The sequence below is a fragment of the Pseudomonas sp. Marseille-Q0931 genome (assembly GCF_940789645.1).
In the GTDB taxonomy this organism is placed as follows: Bacteria; Pseudomonadota; Gammaproteobacteria; order Pseudomonadales; family Pseudomonadaceae; genus Aquipseudomonas.
This window is the reverse complement of record NZ_CALNWT010000010.1, coordinates 130735-148409: the sequence shown is the minus strand read 5'-3', so window position 1 is coordinate 148409 and position 17675 is coordinate 130735. Positions and strand designations below refer to the sequence as shown.

15 protein-coding genes are annotated in these 17675 nt (G+C 65.0%); 5 read left to right on the top strand and 10 right to left on the bottom strand.

The features are described from left to right. Positions 1–27 precede the first annotated feature (27 nt). On the top strand, positions 28–1401 hold the full coding sequence (locus P3C50_RS16775) for a GTPase/DUF3482 domain-containing protein (protein ID WP_275546841.1): 1374 nt from the start codon (positions 28–30) through the stop codon (positions 1399–1401). 58 nt (positions 1402–1459) lie between these two features. Here P3C50_RS16775 and P3C50_RS16770 read toward each other — a convergent pair whose 3' ends face one another. The 4 genes from P3C50_RS16770 to P3C50_RS16755 form a co-directional block, all read right to left on the bottom strand. Continuing rightward, positions 1460–2488: a transporter substrate-binding domain-containing protein gene (locus tag P3C50_RS16770; protein WP_275546840.1), complete on the bottom strand. Its 1029-nt coding sequence runs from the start codon at positions 2486–2488 to the stop codon at positions 1460–1462. Between the two features lie 110 nt (positions 2489–2598). Continuing rightward, positions 2599–3393 carry a thymidylate synthase gene (locus P3C50_RS16765; protein WP_275546839.1) on the bottom strand — a complete coding sequence of 265 codons (795 nt, stop codon included), beginning with the start codon at positions 3391–3393 and terminating at the stop codon, positions 2599–2601. Then, positions 3393–4193 (bottom strand): prolipoprotein diacylglyceryl transferase, encoded by an 801-nt coding sequence (gene lgt / locus P3C50_RS16760; protein ID WP_197856766.1) that lies wholly within the window; start codon positions 4191–4193, stop codon positions 3393–3395. Before lgt ends, P3C50_RS16765 begins: the two co-directional genes overlap by 1 nt. 10 nt (positions 4194–4203) lie before the next feature. After that, the gene (locus P3C50_RS16755; protein ID WP_275546838.1) at positions 4204–4986 is read right to left on the bottom strand and encodes a sulfite exporter TauE/SafE family protein; all 783 of its coding nucleotides are present in this window, start codon (positions 4984–4986) and stop codon (positions 4204–4206) included. A gap of 128 nt (positions 4987–5114) precedes the next feature. Here P3C50_RS16755 and P3C50_RS16750 point away from each other — a divergent pair, with 128 nt between their 5' ends. Further along, positions 5115–5858 carry an NRDE family protein gene (locus P3C50_RS16750; RefSeq protein WP_197856764.1) on the top strand — a complete coding sequence of 248 codons (744 nt, stop codon included), beginning with the start codon at positions 5115–5117 and terminating at the stop codon, positions 5856–5858. Positions 5859–6274: 416 nt separating this feature from the next. Here the strand turns inward: P3C50_RS16750 and ptsP are convergent, their stop codons facing one another. Together ptsP and P3C50_RS16740 are read right to left on the bottom strand one after the other, a co-directional pair. Next, on the bottom strand, positions 6275–8554 hold the full coding sequence (gene ptsP, locus P3C50_RS16745) for a phosphoenolpyruvate--protein phosphotransferase (RefSeq protein ID WP_197856763.1): 2280 nt from the start codon (positions 8552–8554) through the stop codon (positions 6275–6277). Positions 8555–8572: 18 nt separating this feature from the next. Next, positions 8573–9052, bottom strand: coding sequence for an RNA pyrophosphohydrolase (locus P3C50_RS16740; RefSeq protein WP_275546837.1), 480 nt, complete (start codon positions 9050–9052; stop codon positions 8573–8575). Between the two features lie 144 nt (positions 9053–9196). Between P3C50_RS16740 and P3C50_RS16735 the strand changes: the two genes are divergently transcribed. Beyond that, a complete protein-coding gene (locus P3C50_RS16735) occupies positions 9197–9850 on the top strand; it encodes an HAD family hydrolase (protein ID WP_275546836.1) in 654 nt (217 codons plus the stop codon). Positions 9851–10002: 152 nt separating this feature from the next. On the opposite strand, the gene P3C50_RS16730 is transcribed toward P3C50_RS16735, so the two are convergent. Together P3C50_RS16730 and ilvA are read right to left on the bottom strand one after the other, a co-directional pair. Further along, on the bottom strand, positions 10003–10443 hold the full coding sequence (locus tag P3C50_RS16730; protein ID WP_275546835.1) for a DUF2269 family protein: 441 nt from the start codon (positions 10441–10443) through the stop codon (positions 10003–10005). Between the two features lie 84 nt (positions 10444–10527). Beyond that, positions 10528–12111 (bottom strand): threonine ammonia-lyase, biosynthetic, encoded by a 1584-nt coding sequence (ilvA, locus tag P3C50_RS16725; RefSeq protein ID WP_275546834.1) that lies wholly within the window; start codon positions 12109–12111, stop codon positions 10528–10530. Positions 12112–12199: 88 nt separating this feature from the next. Here ilvA and rpiA point away from each other — a divergent pair, with 88 nt between their 5' ends. Next, positions 12200–12871 (top strand): ribose-5-phosphate isomerase RpiA, encoded by a 672-nt coding sequence (rpiA, locus tag P3C50_RS16720; protein ID WP_275546833.1) that lies wholly within the window; start codon positions 12200–12202, stop codon positions 12869–12871. Between the two features lie 234 nt (positions 12872–13105). Further along, positions 13106–15058, top strand: coding sequence for an autotransporter outer membrane beta-barrel domain-containing protein (locus tag P3C50_RS16715; protein WP_275546832.1), 1953 nt, complete (start codon positions 13106–13108; stop codon positions 15056–15058). Between the two features lie 24 nt (positions 15059–15082). Here the strand turns inward: P3C50_RS16715 and P3C50_RS16710 are convergent, their stop codons facing one another. Then, entirely contained in the window at positions 15083–15448 is a 366-nt protein-coding gene (locus tag P3C50_RS16710) for a DUF3703 domain-containing protein (RefSeq protein ID WP_275546831.1), read from the bottom strand. Positions 15449–15458: 10 nt separating this feature from the next. Further along, the gene (locus tag P3C50_RS16705; RefSeq protein WP_275546830.1) at positions 15459–17660 is read right to left on the bottom strand and encodes a heavy metal translocating P-type ATPase; all 2202 of its coding nucleotides are present in this window, start codon (positions 17658–17660) and stop codon (positions 15459–15461) included. Between the last annotated feature and the right edge of the window lie 15 nt (positions 17661–17675).

Genomic DNA, 17675 nt, shown 5'->3' with positions numbered 1-17675 from the left:
TCCGAGCTACCCGGCCGAGACCACACCATGAGCCCGCCGCTGAAACTCGCCCTGGTCGGCCATACCAATGTCGGCAAGACGTCGCTGCTGCGCACCCTGACCCGTGACGTGGAGTTCGGCGAGGTCTCACCGCGCGCCAGCACCACGCGCCATGTCGAGGGTGCGCGCCTGTCGGTGAACGGCCAGGCGCTGTTGGAGCTGTACGACACCCCCGGCCTGGAAGACGCCATCGCCCTGTTCGATTATCTGGAGCGCCTCGACCGCCCCGGTGAGCGGCTGGATGGCCCGGCGCGCCTGGGGCGTTTTCTCGAAGGCAGCGAGGCGCGCCAGCGCTACGAGCAGGAGGCCAAGGTGCTGCGCCAGCTCATGGCTTCCGATGCCGGGCTGTACGTGATCGACGTGCGCGAGCCGGTGCTGGCCAAGTACCGTGACGAACTGGCGGTGCTCACCATGTGTGGCCGCCCGTTGCTGCCGGTGCTCAACTTCGTTGCCAGCGCCCACCACCGCGAAGGCGAGTGGCGCGAGGCCCTGGCCCGCCTCGGCCTGCACGCCCTGGTGGCGTTCGACAGCGTGGCACCGCCGGAGGATGGCGAGCGGCGCCTCTATGAGAGCCTGGCCCTGCTGCTGGAACGTTCGCGTCCACAACTGCAGCGCCTGATCGAGGATCACGAAGCGCAGCGCCAAGCCCGACGCCAGGCCGGCAACCGGCTGATCGCCGAACTGCTGATCGACTGCGCCGCCTGTCGCCGCAGCGTCGCCGCTCAGCCACTGCTGGAGCAGGCCGCGGTGAGCGAGCTGCGCGAAGCCATTCGTCAGCGCGAGCAGCGCTGCGTCGAGGCGCTGTTGCGCCTGTATGCCTTCCGCAGCAGCGACGCCAAAGCGGCCGACCTGCCGCTGCTCGACGGGCGCTGGGGCGACGACCTGTTCAATCCGGAAACCATCAAGCAACTGGGGATCAAGGTTGGCGGCGGCATGGCCGCGGGTGCGGCCACCGGCGTTGGCGTCGACCTGCTGGTCGGCGGCCTGACCATGGGTGCAGCTGCCGCATTGGGCGCAGTGATCGGCGGGAGCGCACAGACCCTGCGCAACTATGGGGAGAGACTGAAGGGCAAATTGAAAGGCCAGCGCGAGCTGACCGTCGACGACGCCGTGCTGCGTCTGCTCGCCCTGCGCCAGCAGCAACTGCTGGCTGCACTGGACGTGCGTGGCCACGCGGCGATGGACGCCATCAGCCTCGGTGCCCCGCAGGAAACCCTGTGGCGCCAGGGCAAGCTGCCCACGCCGCTGAACGTGGCGCGGGCGCACCCCGAGTGGTCGTCGCTCAATCCCGGCGCACGCCTTGAAGACGCCGAGCGACATGAACAGGTGCAGCGCGTGGCGGCAGAGCTGGGACAGGCGTAACAGGCACGCCCCTGATGCGTTGCGTCGGTGGCTGGCTATCACCACGCCCCGACGGAGCTCAAAGCTCCTCGCCCAGGTAATCGCTCACCGTTCGCGGCCACTGCGGTTCACTCAAGGTGCTCAGGATGGCCCGACCGATCGGCTCACGCAGCGGGCTGCCGTTACGCACCAGGAAGCCGTAACTCTGGTTCTCGAAGGTGCCCGGGAGTATCTGCAGGCGCGCGCCAAGCAACTCGCGATTGCGATATTGCAGAATGGGTTTGTCATAGACGATGGCATCGGCCTTGCCCTGCTGCACAGCCAGCAGCGCCTCGGTCAGGTTCGGGTAGCTGCTCTGGCGAATGCGCTGCTCCTCCAGCCAGCGCGCGGCGACGGTGCGCTGCACGCTGGCGACATTCGCGCCTCGCAAATCGCCGGGCCCCTGGATGCTGCCTTGCAGGTTGCTCACCGTTAGCGCCGTGGTCATCGCCGCGGTAAAGGTCGAAACCATGATCAGCGCAGCGAACATCCACACCACGGCCACCAGCCGCCCGCCCAGGGTCACCGGCGACTTGTCGCCATAACCAACGGTGGTCATGGTCACTGCTGCCCACCAGAACCCATCGCCCAGGCCGCGCACGGGCGCCTCGGGAAACTGCGCCTGGTTACGCCGCCGCTCGAACAGCCAGATCACCGTGCCCACCAGCATCAACACCGCAACCAGGCCCAGCACTACGCTGATGAAGCCCCAGGAGAACAGCCGCGTGAAAGTCCTCCAGCCACCAGCCGACGATGTCGCCGGCACGCCGATGCTTAGGCCGGTGTAGTAGAACGGATGGGTGAAGTCGAAGCGTACCTCGCGCTCGGGCGTCATGGTCAGCGCTCCGACCACCACGTCGACCTCGCCCTGCTCCAGGCTGTCGAACAGCTGGCCGAAGGGCATCGGCCGGTACTCGAACGTATAGCCGTTTTTCTCGGCTATGGCATTCCACAGATCGATGCTGATGCCACTCCAGCTGTCATCCTCGCCCTGGATCACGAACGGCGGCACTTCGGTGATGCCGACCCGCAGCGGTTGGGGGTCGGCATGGCATGACTTGTCAGGCAACTCAGTACCAGCAGCAGGGCCAGTGCAATTCGGCTCACCAGGGACTCCCTCTTCACGTGTTCGGTGAAAGGGTAGCAAACCGCGCCCGACTAACTGCCCAGACGCAAGTCTCAGACCGCCACTGGCGCCTTGATATGCGGGTGCGCTTCGTAGCCCACCAGTTCGAAGTCCTCGAATTTGAAAGCCAGCAGGTCCTTCACCTCGGGGTTGAGCTTCATGGTCGGCAGCGGCAGCGGCTGGCGGGTCAGCTGCAGGTCGGTCTGCTCGATATGGTTGGCGTACAGGTGGCAGTCGCCGCCGGTCCAGATGAACTCGCCCGGCTGCAGGTCGCAGACCTGCGCCACCATCAACGTCAGCAGCGCGTAGCTGGCGATGTTGAAGGGCACACCGAGGAAGATGTCCGCCGAGCGCTGATACAGCTGGCAGGACAGCTTGCCGTCAGCCACGTAGAACTGGAACAGCGCGTGGCATGGCGGCAGGGCCATCTGGTCGACCAGCGCCGGGTTCCAGGCAGAGACGATCAGGCGACGCGAGTCCGGGTTCTTCCTGATCATCTCGATCAGCTTGGCGATCTGGTCGATGGATTCGCCGTTGGGCGCCGGCCAACTGCGCCATTGGTAACCGTACACCGGGCCGAGGTTGCCATTCTCGTCGGCCCACTCGTCCCAGATGCTGACGCCGTTTTCCTTGAGGTACTTGATGTTGGTGTCGCCCTGCAGGAACCACAGCAGTTCATGGATGATCGAGCGCAGGTGGCACTTCTTGGTGGTGACAATGGGGAAGCCATCAGCCAGGTCGAAGCGCATCTGGTAGCCGAACACGCTGTAGGTGCCGGTGCCGGTGCGGTCTTCCTTGAAGGTGCCGTGCTCGCGCACGTGGCGCATCAGGTCGAGGTACTGTTTCATCAGGCGACTCCTTGAACGGGCTGGCGCTTGTAGGCGTAGGCGATCAGACCGATACCACCGAGAATCATCGGCAGGCAGAGAATCTGCCCCATGGTCAGCCAGCCCCAGGCCAGGTAGCCAAGCTGGGCATCCGGCACGCGGACGAATTCGACGATGAAGCGGAACACGCCATAGCAGGCGGCGAACATGCCGGACACGGCCATGGTTGGGCGCGGTTTGCGCGAATAGAACCAGAGGATGGTGAACAGCGCCACGCCTTCCAGGGCGAACTGGTAAAGCTGCGACGGATGGCGCGCCAGTTGCTGCGGATCGGTGGGGAAGATCATCGCCCAGGGCACGTCGGTGGCCTTGCCCCACAGCTCGGCGTTGATGAAGTTGCCGATGCGCCCGGCGCCCAGACCGATCGGTACCAACGGGGCGATGAAGTCCATCAGCTCGAAGAAGCTCTTGCCGTTGCGCTTGCCGAACCACCAGGTGGCCAGCATCACCCCGATCAGGCCGCCATGGAAGGACATGCCGCCTTCCCAGACCCGCAGGATTTTCGCCGGATCGGCGACATAGGCCGCCAGGTCGTAAAACAACACGTAGCCCAGGCGCCCACCGAGAATCACCCCCATGGCCACCCAGAACACCAGGTCGGACAGCTTGTCCTTGTTCCAGCTCGCGTCGAAACGCTCCAGCCGGCGCGAGGCCAGCAACCAGGCGCCACCGATTCCGATCAGGTACATCAGGCCGTACCAATGGATTTTCAGGGGGCCGAGGGCGATGGCCACCGGGTCGATCTGCGGATAAGGCAGCATCCAGGACTCCTTAAATGAAAAAACTCACGCCCACGCTGAACAGCAGCAGGGCGAACAGGCGCTTGAGCAACTGCGGCGACAGGCGATGAGCCAGGCGCGCACCAAAACGGGCAAAGAACATGCTGGTCACGGCGATACCCAGCAAGGCCGGGAGGTACACGTAACCGACGCTCCATGGCGGCAGATTCGCATTTCCCCAGCCGGTAAACATGAAACTCAACGCACCAGCGATGGCGATCGGCAAACCACAGGCCGCAGACGTCGCCACCGCCTGCTGGATCGGCACGCTGCGCCAGACCAGAAAGGGCACGGTCAGCGAACCACCGCCGATGCCGAAAATCGCCGACGCCCAGCCAATCACACCACCGGCCACCGTCAGCGTCGGCTTGCCTGGGACACCGCGGCTGGCTTTGGGTTTCAGGTCAAGCGCCATCTGCGCGGCCACGACGATGGCGAAGGTCCCGATGATCTTCTGCAGCAGCGGCCCCTGAATCAGCGCAGCGGTCACAGCCCCCAGCGCTGCACCGAGCACAATGCCCAGGGTCAGCCAGCGGAACAGCGGCCAGCGCACCGCGCCCTTGCGATGATGTTCGAGCAGCGAATTGATCGAGGTGAAGACGATGGTCGCCAGGGACGTGCCCACTGCCAAATGGGTGAGAATTTCCGTGGCAATGCCCTGCGAGGTGAAGCTAAGCACCAGCACCGGCACGATGATCAGACCGCCACCCACGCCGAACAGGCCAGCCAGCACACCGGCAGCCGAGCCCAGCACCAGGTAGAGCAGCAGTTCCATCGACACCCCCAAAAACAAAGGGGCATGGTAGCGGAAATGCCCTCGCAACGGCACACGGATCGACGGAACGGTTGCCGCTCGCGCCTCAGCTCGCTAGCCTGCCAGACTCCGTCATTGGAGGAATGCGCATGTGCCTGATCGTCTTCGCCTGGCAGCCGGAAAGCCCGACGGTGCTGCGCCTGGCATCCAATCGCGACGAGTTCTATGCGCGCCCCAGCACAGCGCTGGGCGAGTGGCAGGATGCACCCGGCGTATTCGCCGGCCGCGACCTGCAAGCCGGCGGCACCTGGCTTGGCGTCACCACGCAAGGCCGCTTTGCCGCACTGACCAACATCCGCGACTTGGAGCAGAAGGCCGGCCCACGCTCACGCGGCGCGCTGACGGCCGACTACCTGCAGGGCCAGGATTCGCCGCCCGCCTACCTCGACAGGATCATGCGCGACGCCGCCGAATATGCCGGTTTCAACCTGCTGGTCGGTGATCGCCATCAGCTCTGGCATTTCAATTCCCAGGAAGGACGAGCCCGGCAGTTGCAGGGCGGCCTCTATGGCCTGTCCAACGCCAACCTCGATACGCCCTGGCCGAAGCTGCTGCGTGCCAGAAACGCCCTCGGCGAGCGCATCGATGCCGAAGATGAAGCGTTAATGGCGCTGCTCGCCGACAACAGCCCGCCGGCCGATCATCTGTTGCCGGACACTGGCGTAGGGCTGGCGACGGAACGCCTGCTGTCGACTGCCTTCATCATCGGCGAGGCCTACGGCACCCGCGCCAGTACGGCTTTGAATCTGTACGGAGATGGGCGCTGGAGCATCACCGAGCGCAGCTTCGGCCCGCATGGCACAGTGTTGGGCGAGGTGGCATTCAGCGGGTAGCCCGGATGTAATCCGGGGAACAGTTCTGCGGAGTACAGCCCTTGTAGGAGGGGCTTTAGCCGCGAGCTTTTCGCCGCTGAAGCGCCTCCCACTGGTGAGCTCTGCTCGCGAAGCTTTTCTGCGTAGCCAGGGTTCGCGAGCAAAGCTCGCTCCTACCTATCAGGCTGTTGAAAAACGTAGGCGACGACTGCACGGATGCAGGAGGCAGAGCGAAGCAGGAAGCCCGAGCCGAGGCAGCCAGTGCATACCGATGGCGGCCCCACAAAAACAGCCGAAAAACGCTCGGAGTCGCGCTCGACTTTACGTGTTGTACATGAGCATTTTTGACGGGGGCGCCTAGCCTGGGCTCGCACGCGAGGCTGTTTTTAACGCAGCAATGGCAACGCAGGTAGTTTTTCAACGGCCTGCTATGCGAATCAGGCCTGAATATTCGAAGCCGGGTTGATCACCCGACCCAGGCCCAGATTGCGCAGCGCCAGGTGCAGGGTGCTGTAGATCAGGTGGGGGTTGTCCATAGTCATTACCTGACCGAGCAACTCCTTGGCCTTGCTCTGGGTCACCTGGCGCAGCAGCCATTTCACCTTGGGCAGGTTGGTGGCGTTCATCGACAGCGAATCGAATCCCATGGCCAGTAGCAGCACGGCCGCAGCCGGGTCGCCGGCCATCTCGCCGCAGATGCTCACTGGCTTGCCCTCGAGATGCGCGTCGTTGACCACCTTTTGCAGCGCCTGCAACACCGCCGGGTGGAGGAAGTCGTAGAGATCGGCCACGCGCGGATTGTTGCGGTCCACCGCCAGCAGGTACTGGGTCAGGTCGTTGGAACCCACCGAGAGAAAGTCCACCTGCCGCGCCAGTTCGCGGGTCTGGTAGACCGCCGCCGGAATCTCGATCATCAGACCGATGGGCGGCAGCGGCACGTCGGTGCCTTCGTCACGCACTTCGCCCCAGGCGCGATGGATCAGGTGCAACGCCTCTTCCAGTTCCTGGGTGCCGGAGATCATCGGCAACAGGATGCGCAGGTTGTCCAGCCCCTCGCTGGCCTTGAGCATGGCGCGGGTCTGCACCAGGAAGATTTCCGGGTGGTCGAGGGTGACGCGGATGCCACGCCAGCCGAGGAAGGGGTTCTCTTCCTTGATCGGGAAGTAAGACAGCGCCTTGTCGCCGCCGATATCCAGGGTACGCATGGTCACCGGCAGCGGGTGGAAGGCCTGCAGCTGCTCGCGATAGGTGGCGAGCTGCTCCTTCTCGCTGGGGAAGCGCTCGTTGATCATGAACGGCACTTCGGTGCGGTACAGGCCAACGCCCTCGGCACCGCGCTGCTGGGCACGGGCTACGTCAGCGAGCAGGCCGGTGTTGACCCACAGCGGCATGCGGTGGCCGTCGAGCGTCTCGCAGGGCAGAGCGCGCAGGGCGTCGAGGCCCTCGGTGAGCTGGCGCTCCTCCTCGACTACATCGGCGTACTGCTTGCTCAGCAACTCGCTGGGGTTGGTGAAGACTTCGCCGTGGTAGCCGTCGACGATCAGCTTGATGCCGTCGATCTTCGAATACGGCAGGTCGACCACGCCCATCACCGTGGGGATGCCCATGGCGCGGGCGAAGATCGCCACGTGGGAGTTGCCCGAGCCGGTCACCGAGATCAGGCCGACCAGCTTGCCTTCCGGCACCTCGCCGAGCATCGCCGGCGACAGTTCTTCGCTGACCAGGATTGTGTTGTCGGGATAGACCAGGGAAATCTTGCGCTCTTCCTGCAGGTAGGCGAGCAGGCGCCGGCCGAGGTCGCGCACATCACTGGCGCGCTCGCGCAGGTAGGCATCGTCCATCAGCTCGAAGCGTTTGACGTGGTCGAGCACCACCTGGCGCAAGGCGCCCTGCGCCCATTGGCCGGTGCGGATGACCTTGCGCACCTCGTTACCCAGCGCGGCATCCTCGAGCATCATCAGGTAGACGTCGAACAGCGCGCGCTCTTCCTTGCGCAGTTGCGTGGCGAGCTTCTCGGACAGCTCCTGCATGTCCTCGCGCACCCAACCCAGCGCCTTGTCGAACAGTTCCAGTTCGGCGGCAATGTCATCGACGCTACGGTCTGGAACTACATTGAGATCGGCCGGGGGCAGCACCACGACAGCGGTACCGACCGCTGCCCCCGGCGCACCCGGCACGCCGACGAACTTGGCCTCCTGCACGCCTTTGCCCTGACGCCCCAGACCACGTATCGAACCGGTAGCCTCGGCATGGGCAATGACCCCGGCGAGCTGCGCGCTCATGGTGACCAGGAAGGCTTCTTCGCCCTCGTCAAACTGGCGGCGCTCCTTCTGCTGCACGACGAGCACGCCCATCACGCGGCGGTGGTGGATGATCGGTGCACCGAGGAAGGAGGCATAGCGCTCCTCGCCGGTCTCGGCGAAGTAGCGATAGCGCGGGTGGCCTGCGGCATCTTCGAGGTTCAGGGGTTCCTCGCGGCTACCGACCAGGCCGACCAGACCCTCGCTCGGCGCCATGCTGACCTTGCCGATGGAGCGCTTGTTGAGGCCGTCGGTGGCCATCAGCACGAAGCGGTTGCTTTCCGGATCGAGCAGGTAGACCGAGCAGACCTGACTGCCCATCGCTTCCTTCACCCGTTGCACAATGATCGTCAATGCCGCCTTGAGATCCTTGGCGGCATTCACTTCCTGGACGATCTTGCGCAGCGTATTGAGCATGCTCGATTGGGGTCCGTATCAGTCGCGCACTATCAGGCGCGGGGCAAGTTCCTTGAGCGCACGGCGATACACCTCGCGCTTGAATGTGACCACCTGCCCCAGCGGGTACCAGTAGCTGACCCAGCGCCAGCCGTCGAACTCCGGCTTGCCGGTCAGGTCCATGCGTACGCGGTCTTCACCGCCGGTCAGGCGCAACAGGAACCATTTCTGCTTCTGCCCGATGCACAGCGGCTGGCTGTGCGTGCGCACCAGGCGCTGCGGCAGACGATAACGCAACCAGCCGCGGGTGCAGGCGAGGATCTTCACGTCCTGCTCTTCGAGCCCGACCTCTTCATTCAGTTCACGGTAAAGCGCATCGGTCGGCGATTCACGATCATTGATGCCGCCCTGCGGAAACTGCCAGGCGTCCTGATTGATACGCCTGGCCCAAAGCACCTGGCCGACATCATTAGTCAGGATGATGCCGACATTCGGGCGGAAACCATCGGAGTCGATCACGGCAAGCAACCTCGTACACGCAAGTTCCGGCATTGTTCCACAAAGCCGAGTCCAGCAGCAACGCGGGTTTGGCGGCAGTGGGAAAGCCCGGTCAAAGCGGCTATTCTGGCGCGCCCCAAACATGTGAAGAACAGGTACAGAACCGTGCGCTTGGCCCTTTTCGATCTCGACAATACCCTGCTGGCTGGCGACAGCGACCACAGCTGGGGCGAATTCGTCTGTCAGCGCGGCCTGGTCGACGCAGCCGAGTACCTGGCGCGCAACGATGCCTTCTATGCCGACTACTGCGCCGGAAAGCTGGACATCGTGGCCTACCAGAATTTCAGCCAGGCCATCCTTGGGCGTAGCGAAATGGCGCAACTGGCGCAGTGGCATGGCGAGTTCATGGCCGAGGTGATCGAGCCGATCATCCTGGCCAAGGGTGAGGCGCTGCTGGCGAAGCACCGCGCCGCGGGCGACAAGCTGGTGATCATCACCGCCACCAACCGCTTCATCACCACGCCGATCGCCGAGCGCCTGGGTGTGGAGACGCTGATCGCCTCCGAATGCGGCATGCAGGACGGCCGTTATACCGGGCAGATCACCGGCACGCCGTGCTACCAGGGCGGCAAGGTGACGCGCTTGAAGGAATGGCTGGCCGAATCGGGTTACAACCTGGACGACGCCTACTTCTACAGCGACTCGCGCAATGACCTGCCTCTGCTGGAGGCGGTAGCCAACCCGGTGGCGGTCGACCCGGACGACGTGCTGCGCGCCACCGCCATCGAGCGCGGCTGGCCGGTGATCTCGCTGCGCTGAGGCAAGCCCTGATCGCACATTGACGCGAGCACGCCTGCGATACTGTAGGAGCGGATTTATCCGCGAAGAGCTTTGTCTTCGTACTCGCGAGGATCGCGAATAAATTCGCTCCTACAAAAAAGCGCAGCCCGGATGCTGTCCGGCTCCCCGGCTCAGGCGGGCTTGGCGCCCATCAGCGCCATGATGACGATCAGCAACACCAGGATCAGCCCGGCATAGATCAGGCACAGGCGCTTCAACCCTGTCGGCGCCGGCGTATCGCCCAGCGCGCGCCAGGCTGCCAGACGACCAGCCAACAGCAGGCCGAGCAGCATCATCACGCCATATAGAATGCTGCCCAGCAGCAGCCAGGTCTGCCCCAGCGGCCAGCCGGCAGTATCGACCATCCAGTAGCCGGTAACCGGCAGGCTCAGCGCCAGCACGGCGAACGCCGGGAAGCTGAACAGCAGGGTCACGCGCAGCTTACGCGCCAGCACGACCGCATCACCGCCGCGCTGCGCCTTGAACAGCATGACGCCGTGGGCGATCAGGCCGAGCAGCAGCAATATGCCCGGGGCGCTGTGGAGAATGCGAACCAGCAGATAGTGTTCCATTGAGGCTTCCATTGTTATCAGGCGATTACGTAGGGCGGGTGCAACCCGCCAGCGCGCTGCGGCGGGTTACGTCGAAGGCAGTGTTCAGCCCAGAAACAGGCGATAGGCCGGGTTGTCGCTTTCATCCCAGTAGGGATAACCGATGGCGTCCAGCGCCGCCGGCACCAGGTGGCGTTCGTCTTCCGGCACCTGCAGCGCGGCCAGCACCCGGCCATCGGCGGCACCATGGTTGCGGTAGTGGAACATCGAGATGTTCCAGCGCCCGCCCAGTTTCTGCAGGAAGTTGAACAGCGCACCGGGACGCTCGGGGAACTCGAAGCGCAGCACCACCTCGTCACCGACACCGGCAGCATGGCCACCAACCATATGGCGGATATGTAGCTTGGCCAGCTCGTTATCGGTCAGATCCAGCACCGGGAAGCCCTGCTCGCGCAGCCCCTCGACCAGCGCCTGACGCGGGTCGTTCTCCGGGTGGGTCTGCACGCCGACGAAGATGTGCGCCTCGCCTTCGCTGTGATAGCGGTAGTTGAATTCGGTGATCTGGCGCTTGCCCACCGCCTCGCAGAAGGCCTTGAAGCTGCCCGGCTGCTCGGGGATGGTCACGGCGATGATCGCCTCGCGCTTCTCGCCCAGCTCGGCGCGCTCGGCAACGTGGCGCAGGCGGTCGAAGTTGACGTTGGCGCCGGAATCGATGCCCACCAGCACTTCGCCCCTGATGCCCTCACGCTCGACGTACTTCTTGATCCCGGCGACGGCCAGTGCGCCGGCCGGCTCGGTGATCGAGCGGGTATCGTCGTAGATGTCCTTGATCGCCGCGCAGATCTCGTCGGTGCTGACGGTGATCACCTCATCGACGTGATGCTTGCAGATATCGAAGGTGTGCTGGCCGATCTGCGCCACCGCCACGCCATCGGCGAACAAGCCGACCGTCGGCAACACCACGCGCTCGCCTGCAGCTATGGCCTGCTGCAGACAGTTGGAATCGTCCGGCTCGACGCCGATCACCTTGATCTCCGGACGCAGGTATTTCACGTACGCAGCGATGCCGGCGATCAGGCCGCCGCCACCGACCGGCACGAAGATGGCGTCGATGTGGCCCTGGTGCTGGCGCAGCACCTCCATGGCCACGGTGCCCTGGCCGGCGATCACCAGCGGATCATCGTACGGGTGAATGTAGGTGTAGCCCTTCTCCTCCACCAGCTTCAGCGAATGCGCCAGCGCCTCGGGGAAGGCATCGCCGTGCAGCACCACCTTGCCGCCACGCGAGCGCACGCCCTGCACCTTCAGCTCCGGCGTGGTACGCGGCATGACGATGGTCGCCTTCACCCCCAGATGCTTGGCCGCCAGGGCCAGGCCCTGCGCATGGTTGCCGGCCGAAGCAGTGACCACGCCACGCGCCAGCTCTTCGGCGGACAGTTGTGCCAGCTTGTTGTAGGCGCCACGAATCTTGAACGAGTACACCGGCTGCAGATCCTCGCGCTTGAGCAGAATCTGGCTGCCCAGCCGCTCACTGAGCTGACGGGCGGGTTGCAGCGGGGTTTCCACCGCGACGTCGTAGACGCGCGAGGTGAGGGTCTTCTTCACGTACTGTTCGAGCATGGCGATTTCGCAGGCGTTCGGGCTTTGAGGGACTGCCGAGTCTACCCCAGCGCCGCGCCGGGCGACCATACGAAACGCGCGGGTTCTGCCCCGTCAACGCGCCACTTGCGGCTATAATTCGCGCCACATCTCCCACCTTTCCAGGCATTCCCCCGCGATGAACCAGGATCAGTTGAAACAGGCCGTGGCCCAGGCCGCCGTCGACCACATTCTTCCCCGCCTCGACGCCAAGAGCATCGTCGGCGTCGGCACCGGCTCCACCGCCAATTTCTTCATCGACGCACTGGCCAGGCACAAGATGGACTTCGACGGCGCCGTCGCCAGTTCCGAAGCCACCGCTGCGCGCCTGAAGGGCCATGGCATCCCGGTCTACGACCTCAACAGCACCGCCGAGCTGGAGTTCTATGTCGACGGCGCCGACGAGAGCGACGAGCGCCTGCACCTGATCAAGGGCGGCGGCGCCGCGCTGACCCGCGAGAAAATCGTCGCCGCCGTGGCCAAGACCTTCATCTGCATCGCCGACGCCAGCAAGCTGGTACCGGTGCTCGGCGCCTTCCCGCTGCCGGTGGAAGTCATCCCCATGGCCCGCAGCCACGTGGCGCGCGAGCTGGTGAAGCTCGGCGGCGACCCGGTGTACCGCGAGGGCGTGCTGACCGACAACGGCAACGTCATCCTCGACGTGCACAACCTGTCGATCACCGATCCGGTGAAGCTGGAAGCGGACATCAACGCCATCGTCGGCGTGGTCACCAACGGCCTGTTCGCCGCCCGCCCGGCCGATCTGCTGCTGCTCGGCACCGCCGAAGGCGTGAAAACGCTCAAGCGCTGAACCCTCCGGGCGGGGCATCCCCCCGCCCAACCCGCCGCTTGCTTGCACCAAATAAGCGCCCGGCCTGCCAGTTATTCGCGCATACGCAATCGGCGCCATCGCGGCACCTGCCCGTTTTTTTACGATGACGCGACACCTGCCACCATCTTCTGCGTCATTTCCCTGCACGTTTCGCTTTCAGGCCCACATACTGCTCTGCGCTGAATGCCACAAAAACACCATAAGGAGCATGATGTGATCAAACCCCTCATCCTGGGACTGGGCCTGGCCGGCACGCTGTTATCCCCCTTGGCCATGGCCTACCAGTACGGCGAGTATGCCGGCGTGACCGTCGACACGCTGATCAACGACTACCCGGGCCGCTACCGCGATACCGCCAGTTTTGCCGGTGCGACCGCCTGGATGGAACAACGCCTGTCTGCGTCCGGTTACGACAACTATCGCCAGGATTTCACCTGGGCAGGTAACCGCAACTCGCAGAACGTGATCGCCGAGACGCGCGGTATTACCGGCAACAACCTGGTGATCGGCGCCCACTTCGATACCTACTTCGGCCGCCCCACCCTGCAGGGCCTGGACGACAACGCCTCGGGCGCCGGCGTGCTGACGGAGATCGCCCGCAACCTGGCGGGGCTTTCCTTCGAGGACGGCGTGACCTTCATCGGCTTCGGCGCAGAAGAAGAAGGGCTCAGGGGCTCGCGCGCCTACGTCGCCTCCCTGGACGCCGAGGCACGTGCCCGCCTGACCGGCATGATCAACATCGACAGCCTGATCACCGGCGACATGATGTACGCCCACGCCGGCTCCGACAGCGTTGCCGCGCCAGAGCTGGCGTCGCTGCGCGAACACACCTTCCGCATCGCCGAGGAGCTGGGCATCGACCTGCACACCAACCCAGGCCTCAACGCCGGCTACCCGGCAGGCACCGGCTGCTGCAGCGACGCCGAAAGCTTCGAGGGGCTGGGTATTCCGGTGCTGTTCCTGGAAGCCACCAACTGGGAAATCGGCGCGCTCGATGGTTATGACCAGACCACCAACCCGGCCATCCCAGGCGGCGCGACCTGGCACAACCCGGCCCTGGACAACGAGACCGTGCTGGTCGGCGCTTTCGGCGAGGAGCGCATCGCACAACGCCTACGTGACTATTCCCGGCTGCTGACCCGCCTGGTGCTGGAAGCCACCAACACCGACCTGCGCTACGCGGCGCAATCCGGTGGCGCCATGCTGGGCACACTGGAAGACACCCTGGCACGCCAGCAGCAGACCCACCAGCAACTGCTCGAACGCCGCTGGCAGACCCTGCGGGCCACACCGCGCGAAGTCGGCAGCGTCGACGGCAGCGTTGGCGTGGAAGGCCAGCTCTCGCCCAGCGGCGGCTTCGATAGCCCGCTGGACCAGCGCTCGCGCCAGGCTACCGCTTATATGTTCGGCGACACCCAGCTCAGCGAATGGCTGAACCTTGGCGCCGGCCTGAGCTTCACCCGCGGCAAGGATGACCTGCAGCACGGCGGCAAGGTCGAGAGCGATACCTGGCAGGCGGGCCTCTATGCGCTGCTGAGCAATGCCGGACCGCTGTGGCTGAATGCCGACATCAGCGCGGGCCGTACCCGCTTCGACCTGGACCGTTCGGTGCTCATCCAGGGCAACGCTGGCGGGCCCGTATTGCTCAACCAGCGGCTCTCCGGCGAGACCGACGCGACCTTCTGGGGGGCGCGCCTGCTCGGTGGCTATGACCTGCTCTTCGGCGACTGGCGTACCGGCCCGCAAGTGGGCATCGACTATCGCCACTACAAGCTCGACGGTTTCAGCGAAAAGTCCACGCAACGCACTGCCCTGCGCTTCGATGACGAACGTTTCGACTCCATGGAGCTGAGCCTCGGCTGGCAGGTACGCGGCCACTTCGCCCTGGATGGGGCGATGCGCCTGCAGCCCTACGCAAGCCTGGCCTGGATCGAGGAACTGGGCGATGGCATGAGCGAGGACTTCGTGGTGACCAGTCTCGCCGATGGCTCGGCGCGGCGCGTGGCCAATGGCCTGGAGAACGACAAGCACTTCGCCCGCGCGCGCCTGGGCGCACAATTGGCTGTCAGCGAAGCCTTTGCCGTCTACGCCGAGGCCAATGCACGTCTACAGCACGACAATGGTGACCAAGCCGGCTATACCCTGGGCCTGCAGTACCTGTTCTGATATGACGAGGCGAGTGCCGGATGCCTAGGCTTCCGGCACTCGCTGCTGACGTTCAGATGCCAGCAATGCCTGTAAATCCTCAGTGACCGGCATCGGTTGAAAGGCACTGACCCGCGCCCGTCCGGTGTTGCCGACGGGTACCCAGATGCGCGAGAACAGCAGCGCCGCCAGGATGCGCGGCACTTGCCCCAGCACCTCACGCATATCGCCTTGTTGCCAGCCGGCGCGCAGCATCAGCCAATGTGAACGTGCATGCAGCCATGGGCGACGCTGGGTGAGGATGTGCGCCCGCTCCAGCCAGATCAGCGCTTCGGCGCTGCGACAGGCCGCCAGTTCGTGCAGCGCCTGGTCAAAGGCTTCGTCGATGGCTTCTTGCAACTTCATGTGCATGGCAGCTTCCTTATTTGCGCAACAGGCGCAGGCCGTTGAATACCACCATCAGGCTGACGCCCATGTCGGCGAACACCGCCATCCACATGGTCGCCTCGCCCGCCAGGGTCATGCCCAGGAAGATCGCCTTGATGCCCAGCGCCAGAACGATGTTCTGCAGCAGGATCGCGTGGGTCTGCCGGGAAAGACGGACGAAAGCAGGGATCTTGCGCAGATCGTCGTCCATCAGTGCGACATTTGCCGTCTCGATCGCCGTATCTGTGCCAGCGGCGCCCATGGCGAAACCGATCTCGGCCCTGGCCAGCGCCGGCGCGTCGTTGATGCCATCGCCCACCATGCCGACCACCTTGCCGCGCGCCTGACTCGCCTTGATCCAGGCCAGCTTGTCCGCCGGCAGCAGGTCGCCGCGCGCCTCATCGACGCCGACCTGCTCGGCGATGGCCGCCGCAGTGTGGGCGTTGTCACCGGTGAGCATGCAGGTACGCACGCCCAGCCCGTGCAGCTCGGCGACAGCCTCGCGGCTGGTCTGGCGCACCGTATCGGCCACGGCGAAGAGCATCAGCGCACGCTGCTCGTCACACAGCACCACCACGCTCTTGCCCTGACGCTCCAGTGCTTCGAGGCGCTGCTCCAACTGCGCCGAGCAGAGACCGAGATCTTCGACCAGGCGGTGATTGCCCATATACAGCAGCCTGCCAGCGATACGGCCTTTGCTGCCGCGCCCCGGCAGCGCTTCGAAGTCCTCGACGTCGAGCAGTGTCTGCCCCTGTTCTTCAGCCCGCAGGGCCAGCGCCCTGGAAACCGGGTGGTCGGAACGCGCGGCCAGGCTCGCCGCCCAAACCGCATGCACGGACTCTTCCACCTCCAGTAGGTGGAGGCTGTCGGTCTGCACCGGCTTGCCGCGGGTCAGGGTGCCGGTCTTGTCCAGCGCCAGTAGGGCCAGGTGGCGGCCATTCTCCAGATACACGCCGCCCTTGATCAGAATGCCCTTGCGCGCCGCCGCCGCCAGGCCGCTGACGATGGTCACCGGAGTGGAAATCACCAGCGCACAGGGGCAGGCCACTACCAGCAACACCAGAGCGCGGTAGACCCAGTCGAACCAGGCGCCACCGCTAAGCAGCGGCGGCAATACGGCCACCGCCAGGGCGAAGGCGAAGACCACAGGGGTATAGATGCGCGAGAATTGGTCGACGAAGCGCTGGGTCGGTGCACGCGAGCCCTGCGCCTCCTCTACCGCATGGATGATGCGCGCCAGCGTGGTGTCGCGCGCCGCGGCAGTCACGCGAAACTCCAGCGAACCTGCCTCGTTGATGGTGCCGGCGAAAACGGGATCGCCCGCACGTTTTTCCACCGGCAGGCTTTCTCCGGTGATCGGCGCCTGGTTGACCGTCGAGCTGCCGCCGACCACCTCGCCATCAAGGCTGATACGCTCGCCCGGACGAATGCGCACCACGGCGCCCAGGGCGATGGCCTGCACGTCGACTTCCAGCCAGCTGCCGTCGGTCTGTTTGACCATGGCGCGCGGCGGCGCCAGGTCCATCAGGCCGCGGATGGCGTTGCGTGCCCGATCCAGCGAACGCGCCTCGATCAACTCGGCCAGGGTGAACAGCACCATCACCATCGCCGCCTCCGGCCACTGGCCGATCAGCACTGCACCCGTCACGGCGATGCTCATCAGGGCGTTGATGTTGAGGTTGCGGTTCTTCAGGGCGATCCAGCCCTTCTTGTAGGTATTCAGCCCACACAGACCGATGGCAGCAAGGGCCAGCATGGCCACCAACCAGTCCGGCCCGAGCGCGGCGAAATGCACTACCTCCGAAGCGGTGGCCACCACTGCGGCCAGCGCAAGCGGCCACCAGGGCTTCTTCGCCGGCGCGGCGGCCGGCTGTTGAGCAGCGCCTTGATCCTCCACTTGCGGGGTGAAGCCCAGCGCCTGGATCGCAGGCACCACCTGGGCCAGCGCCCCTTCGTCATGGCTGACGACGAGCACGCGCTGCAGCAGATTGAATTGCAGGCCCGCCACGCCAGGCAGCCGGCCCAGCGCATCGCGGATCAGGCGTTCCTCGGTCGGGCAGTCCATCTGCTCGATGCGGATGCGGGTGGTCACTGCCCCGTCTAGCGGCTCGACCACGGACGCCTGAGGCGCCGGTTCATGGTCATGCTCGTGGCGGGTGGGTGGCTTTTGGTGCGAGTGATCGCAGCAGCGGCTCATGGCAAGTCTCCGTCA

Excerpts from the sequence above, each read along its gene's own strand:
- rpiA (WP_275546833.1), top strand. The coding sequence starts at position 12,200 with ATGAACCAGGATCAGTTGAAACAGGCCGTGGCCCAGGCCGCCGTCGAC.
- ptsP (WP_197856763.1), bottom strand. The coding sequence starts at position 8,554 with ATGCTCAATACGCTGCGCAAGATCGTCCAGGAAGTGAATGCCGCCAAG.
- P3C50_RS16775 (WP_275546841.1), top strand. The coding sequence starts at position 28 with ATGAGCCCGCCGCTGAAACTCGCCCTGGTCGGCCATACCAATGTCGGC.
- P3C50_RS16710 (WP_275546831.1), bottom strand. The coding sequence starts at position 15,448 with ATGCACATGAAGTTGCAAGAAGCCATCGACGAAGCCTTTGACCAGGCG.
- ilvA (WP_275546834.1), bottom strand. The coding sequence starts at position 12,111 with ATGGTCGCCCGGCGCGGCGCTGGGGTAGACTCGGCAGTCCCTCAAAGC.
- P3C50_RS16730 (WP_275546835.1), bottom strand. The coding sequence starts at position 10,443 with ATGGAACACTATCTGCTGGTTCGCATTCTCCACAGCGCCCCGGGCATA.
- P3C50_RS16765 (WP_275546839.1), bottom strand. The coding sequence starts at position 3,393 with ATGAAACAGTACCTCGACCTGATGCGCCACGTGCGCGAGCACGGCACC.
- P3C50_RS16705 (WP_275546830.1), bottom strand. The coding sequence starts at position 17,660 with ATGAGCCGCTGCTGCGATCACTCGCACCAAAAGCCACCCACCCGCCAC.
- lgt (WP_197856766.1), bottom strand. The coding sequence starts at position 4,193 with ATGCTGCCTTATCCGCAGATCGACCCGGTGGCCATCGCCCTCGGCCCC.
- P3C50_RS16750 (WP_197856764.1), top strand. The coding sequence starts at position 5,115 with ATGTGCCTGATCGTCTTCGCCTGGCAGCCGGAAAGCCCGACGGTGCTG.
- P3C50_RS16755 (WP_275546838.1), bottom strand. The coding sequence starts at position 4,986 with ATGGAACTGCTGCTCTACCTGGTGCTGGGCTCGGCTGCCGGTGTGCTG.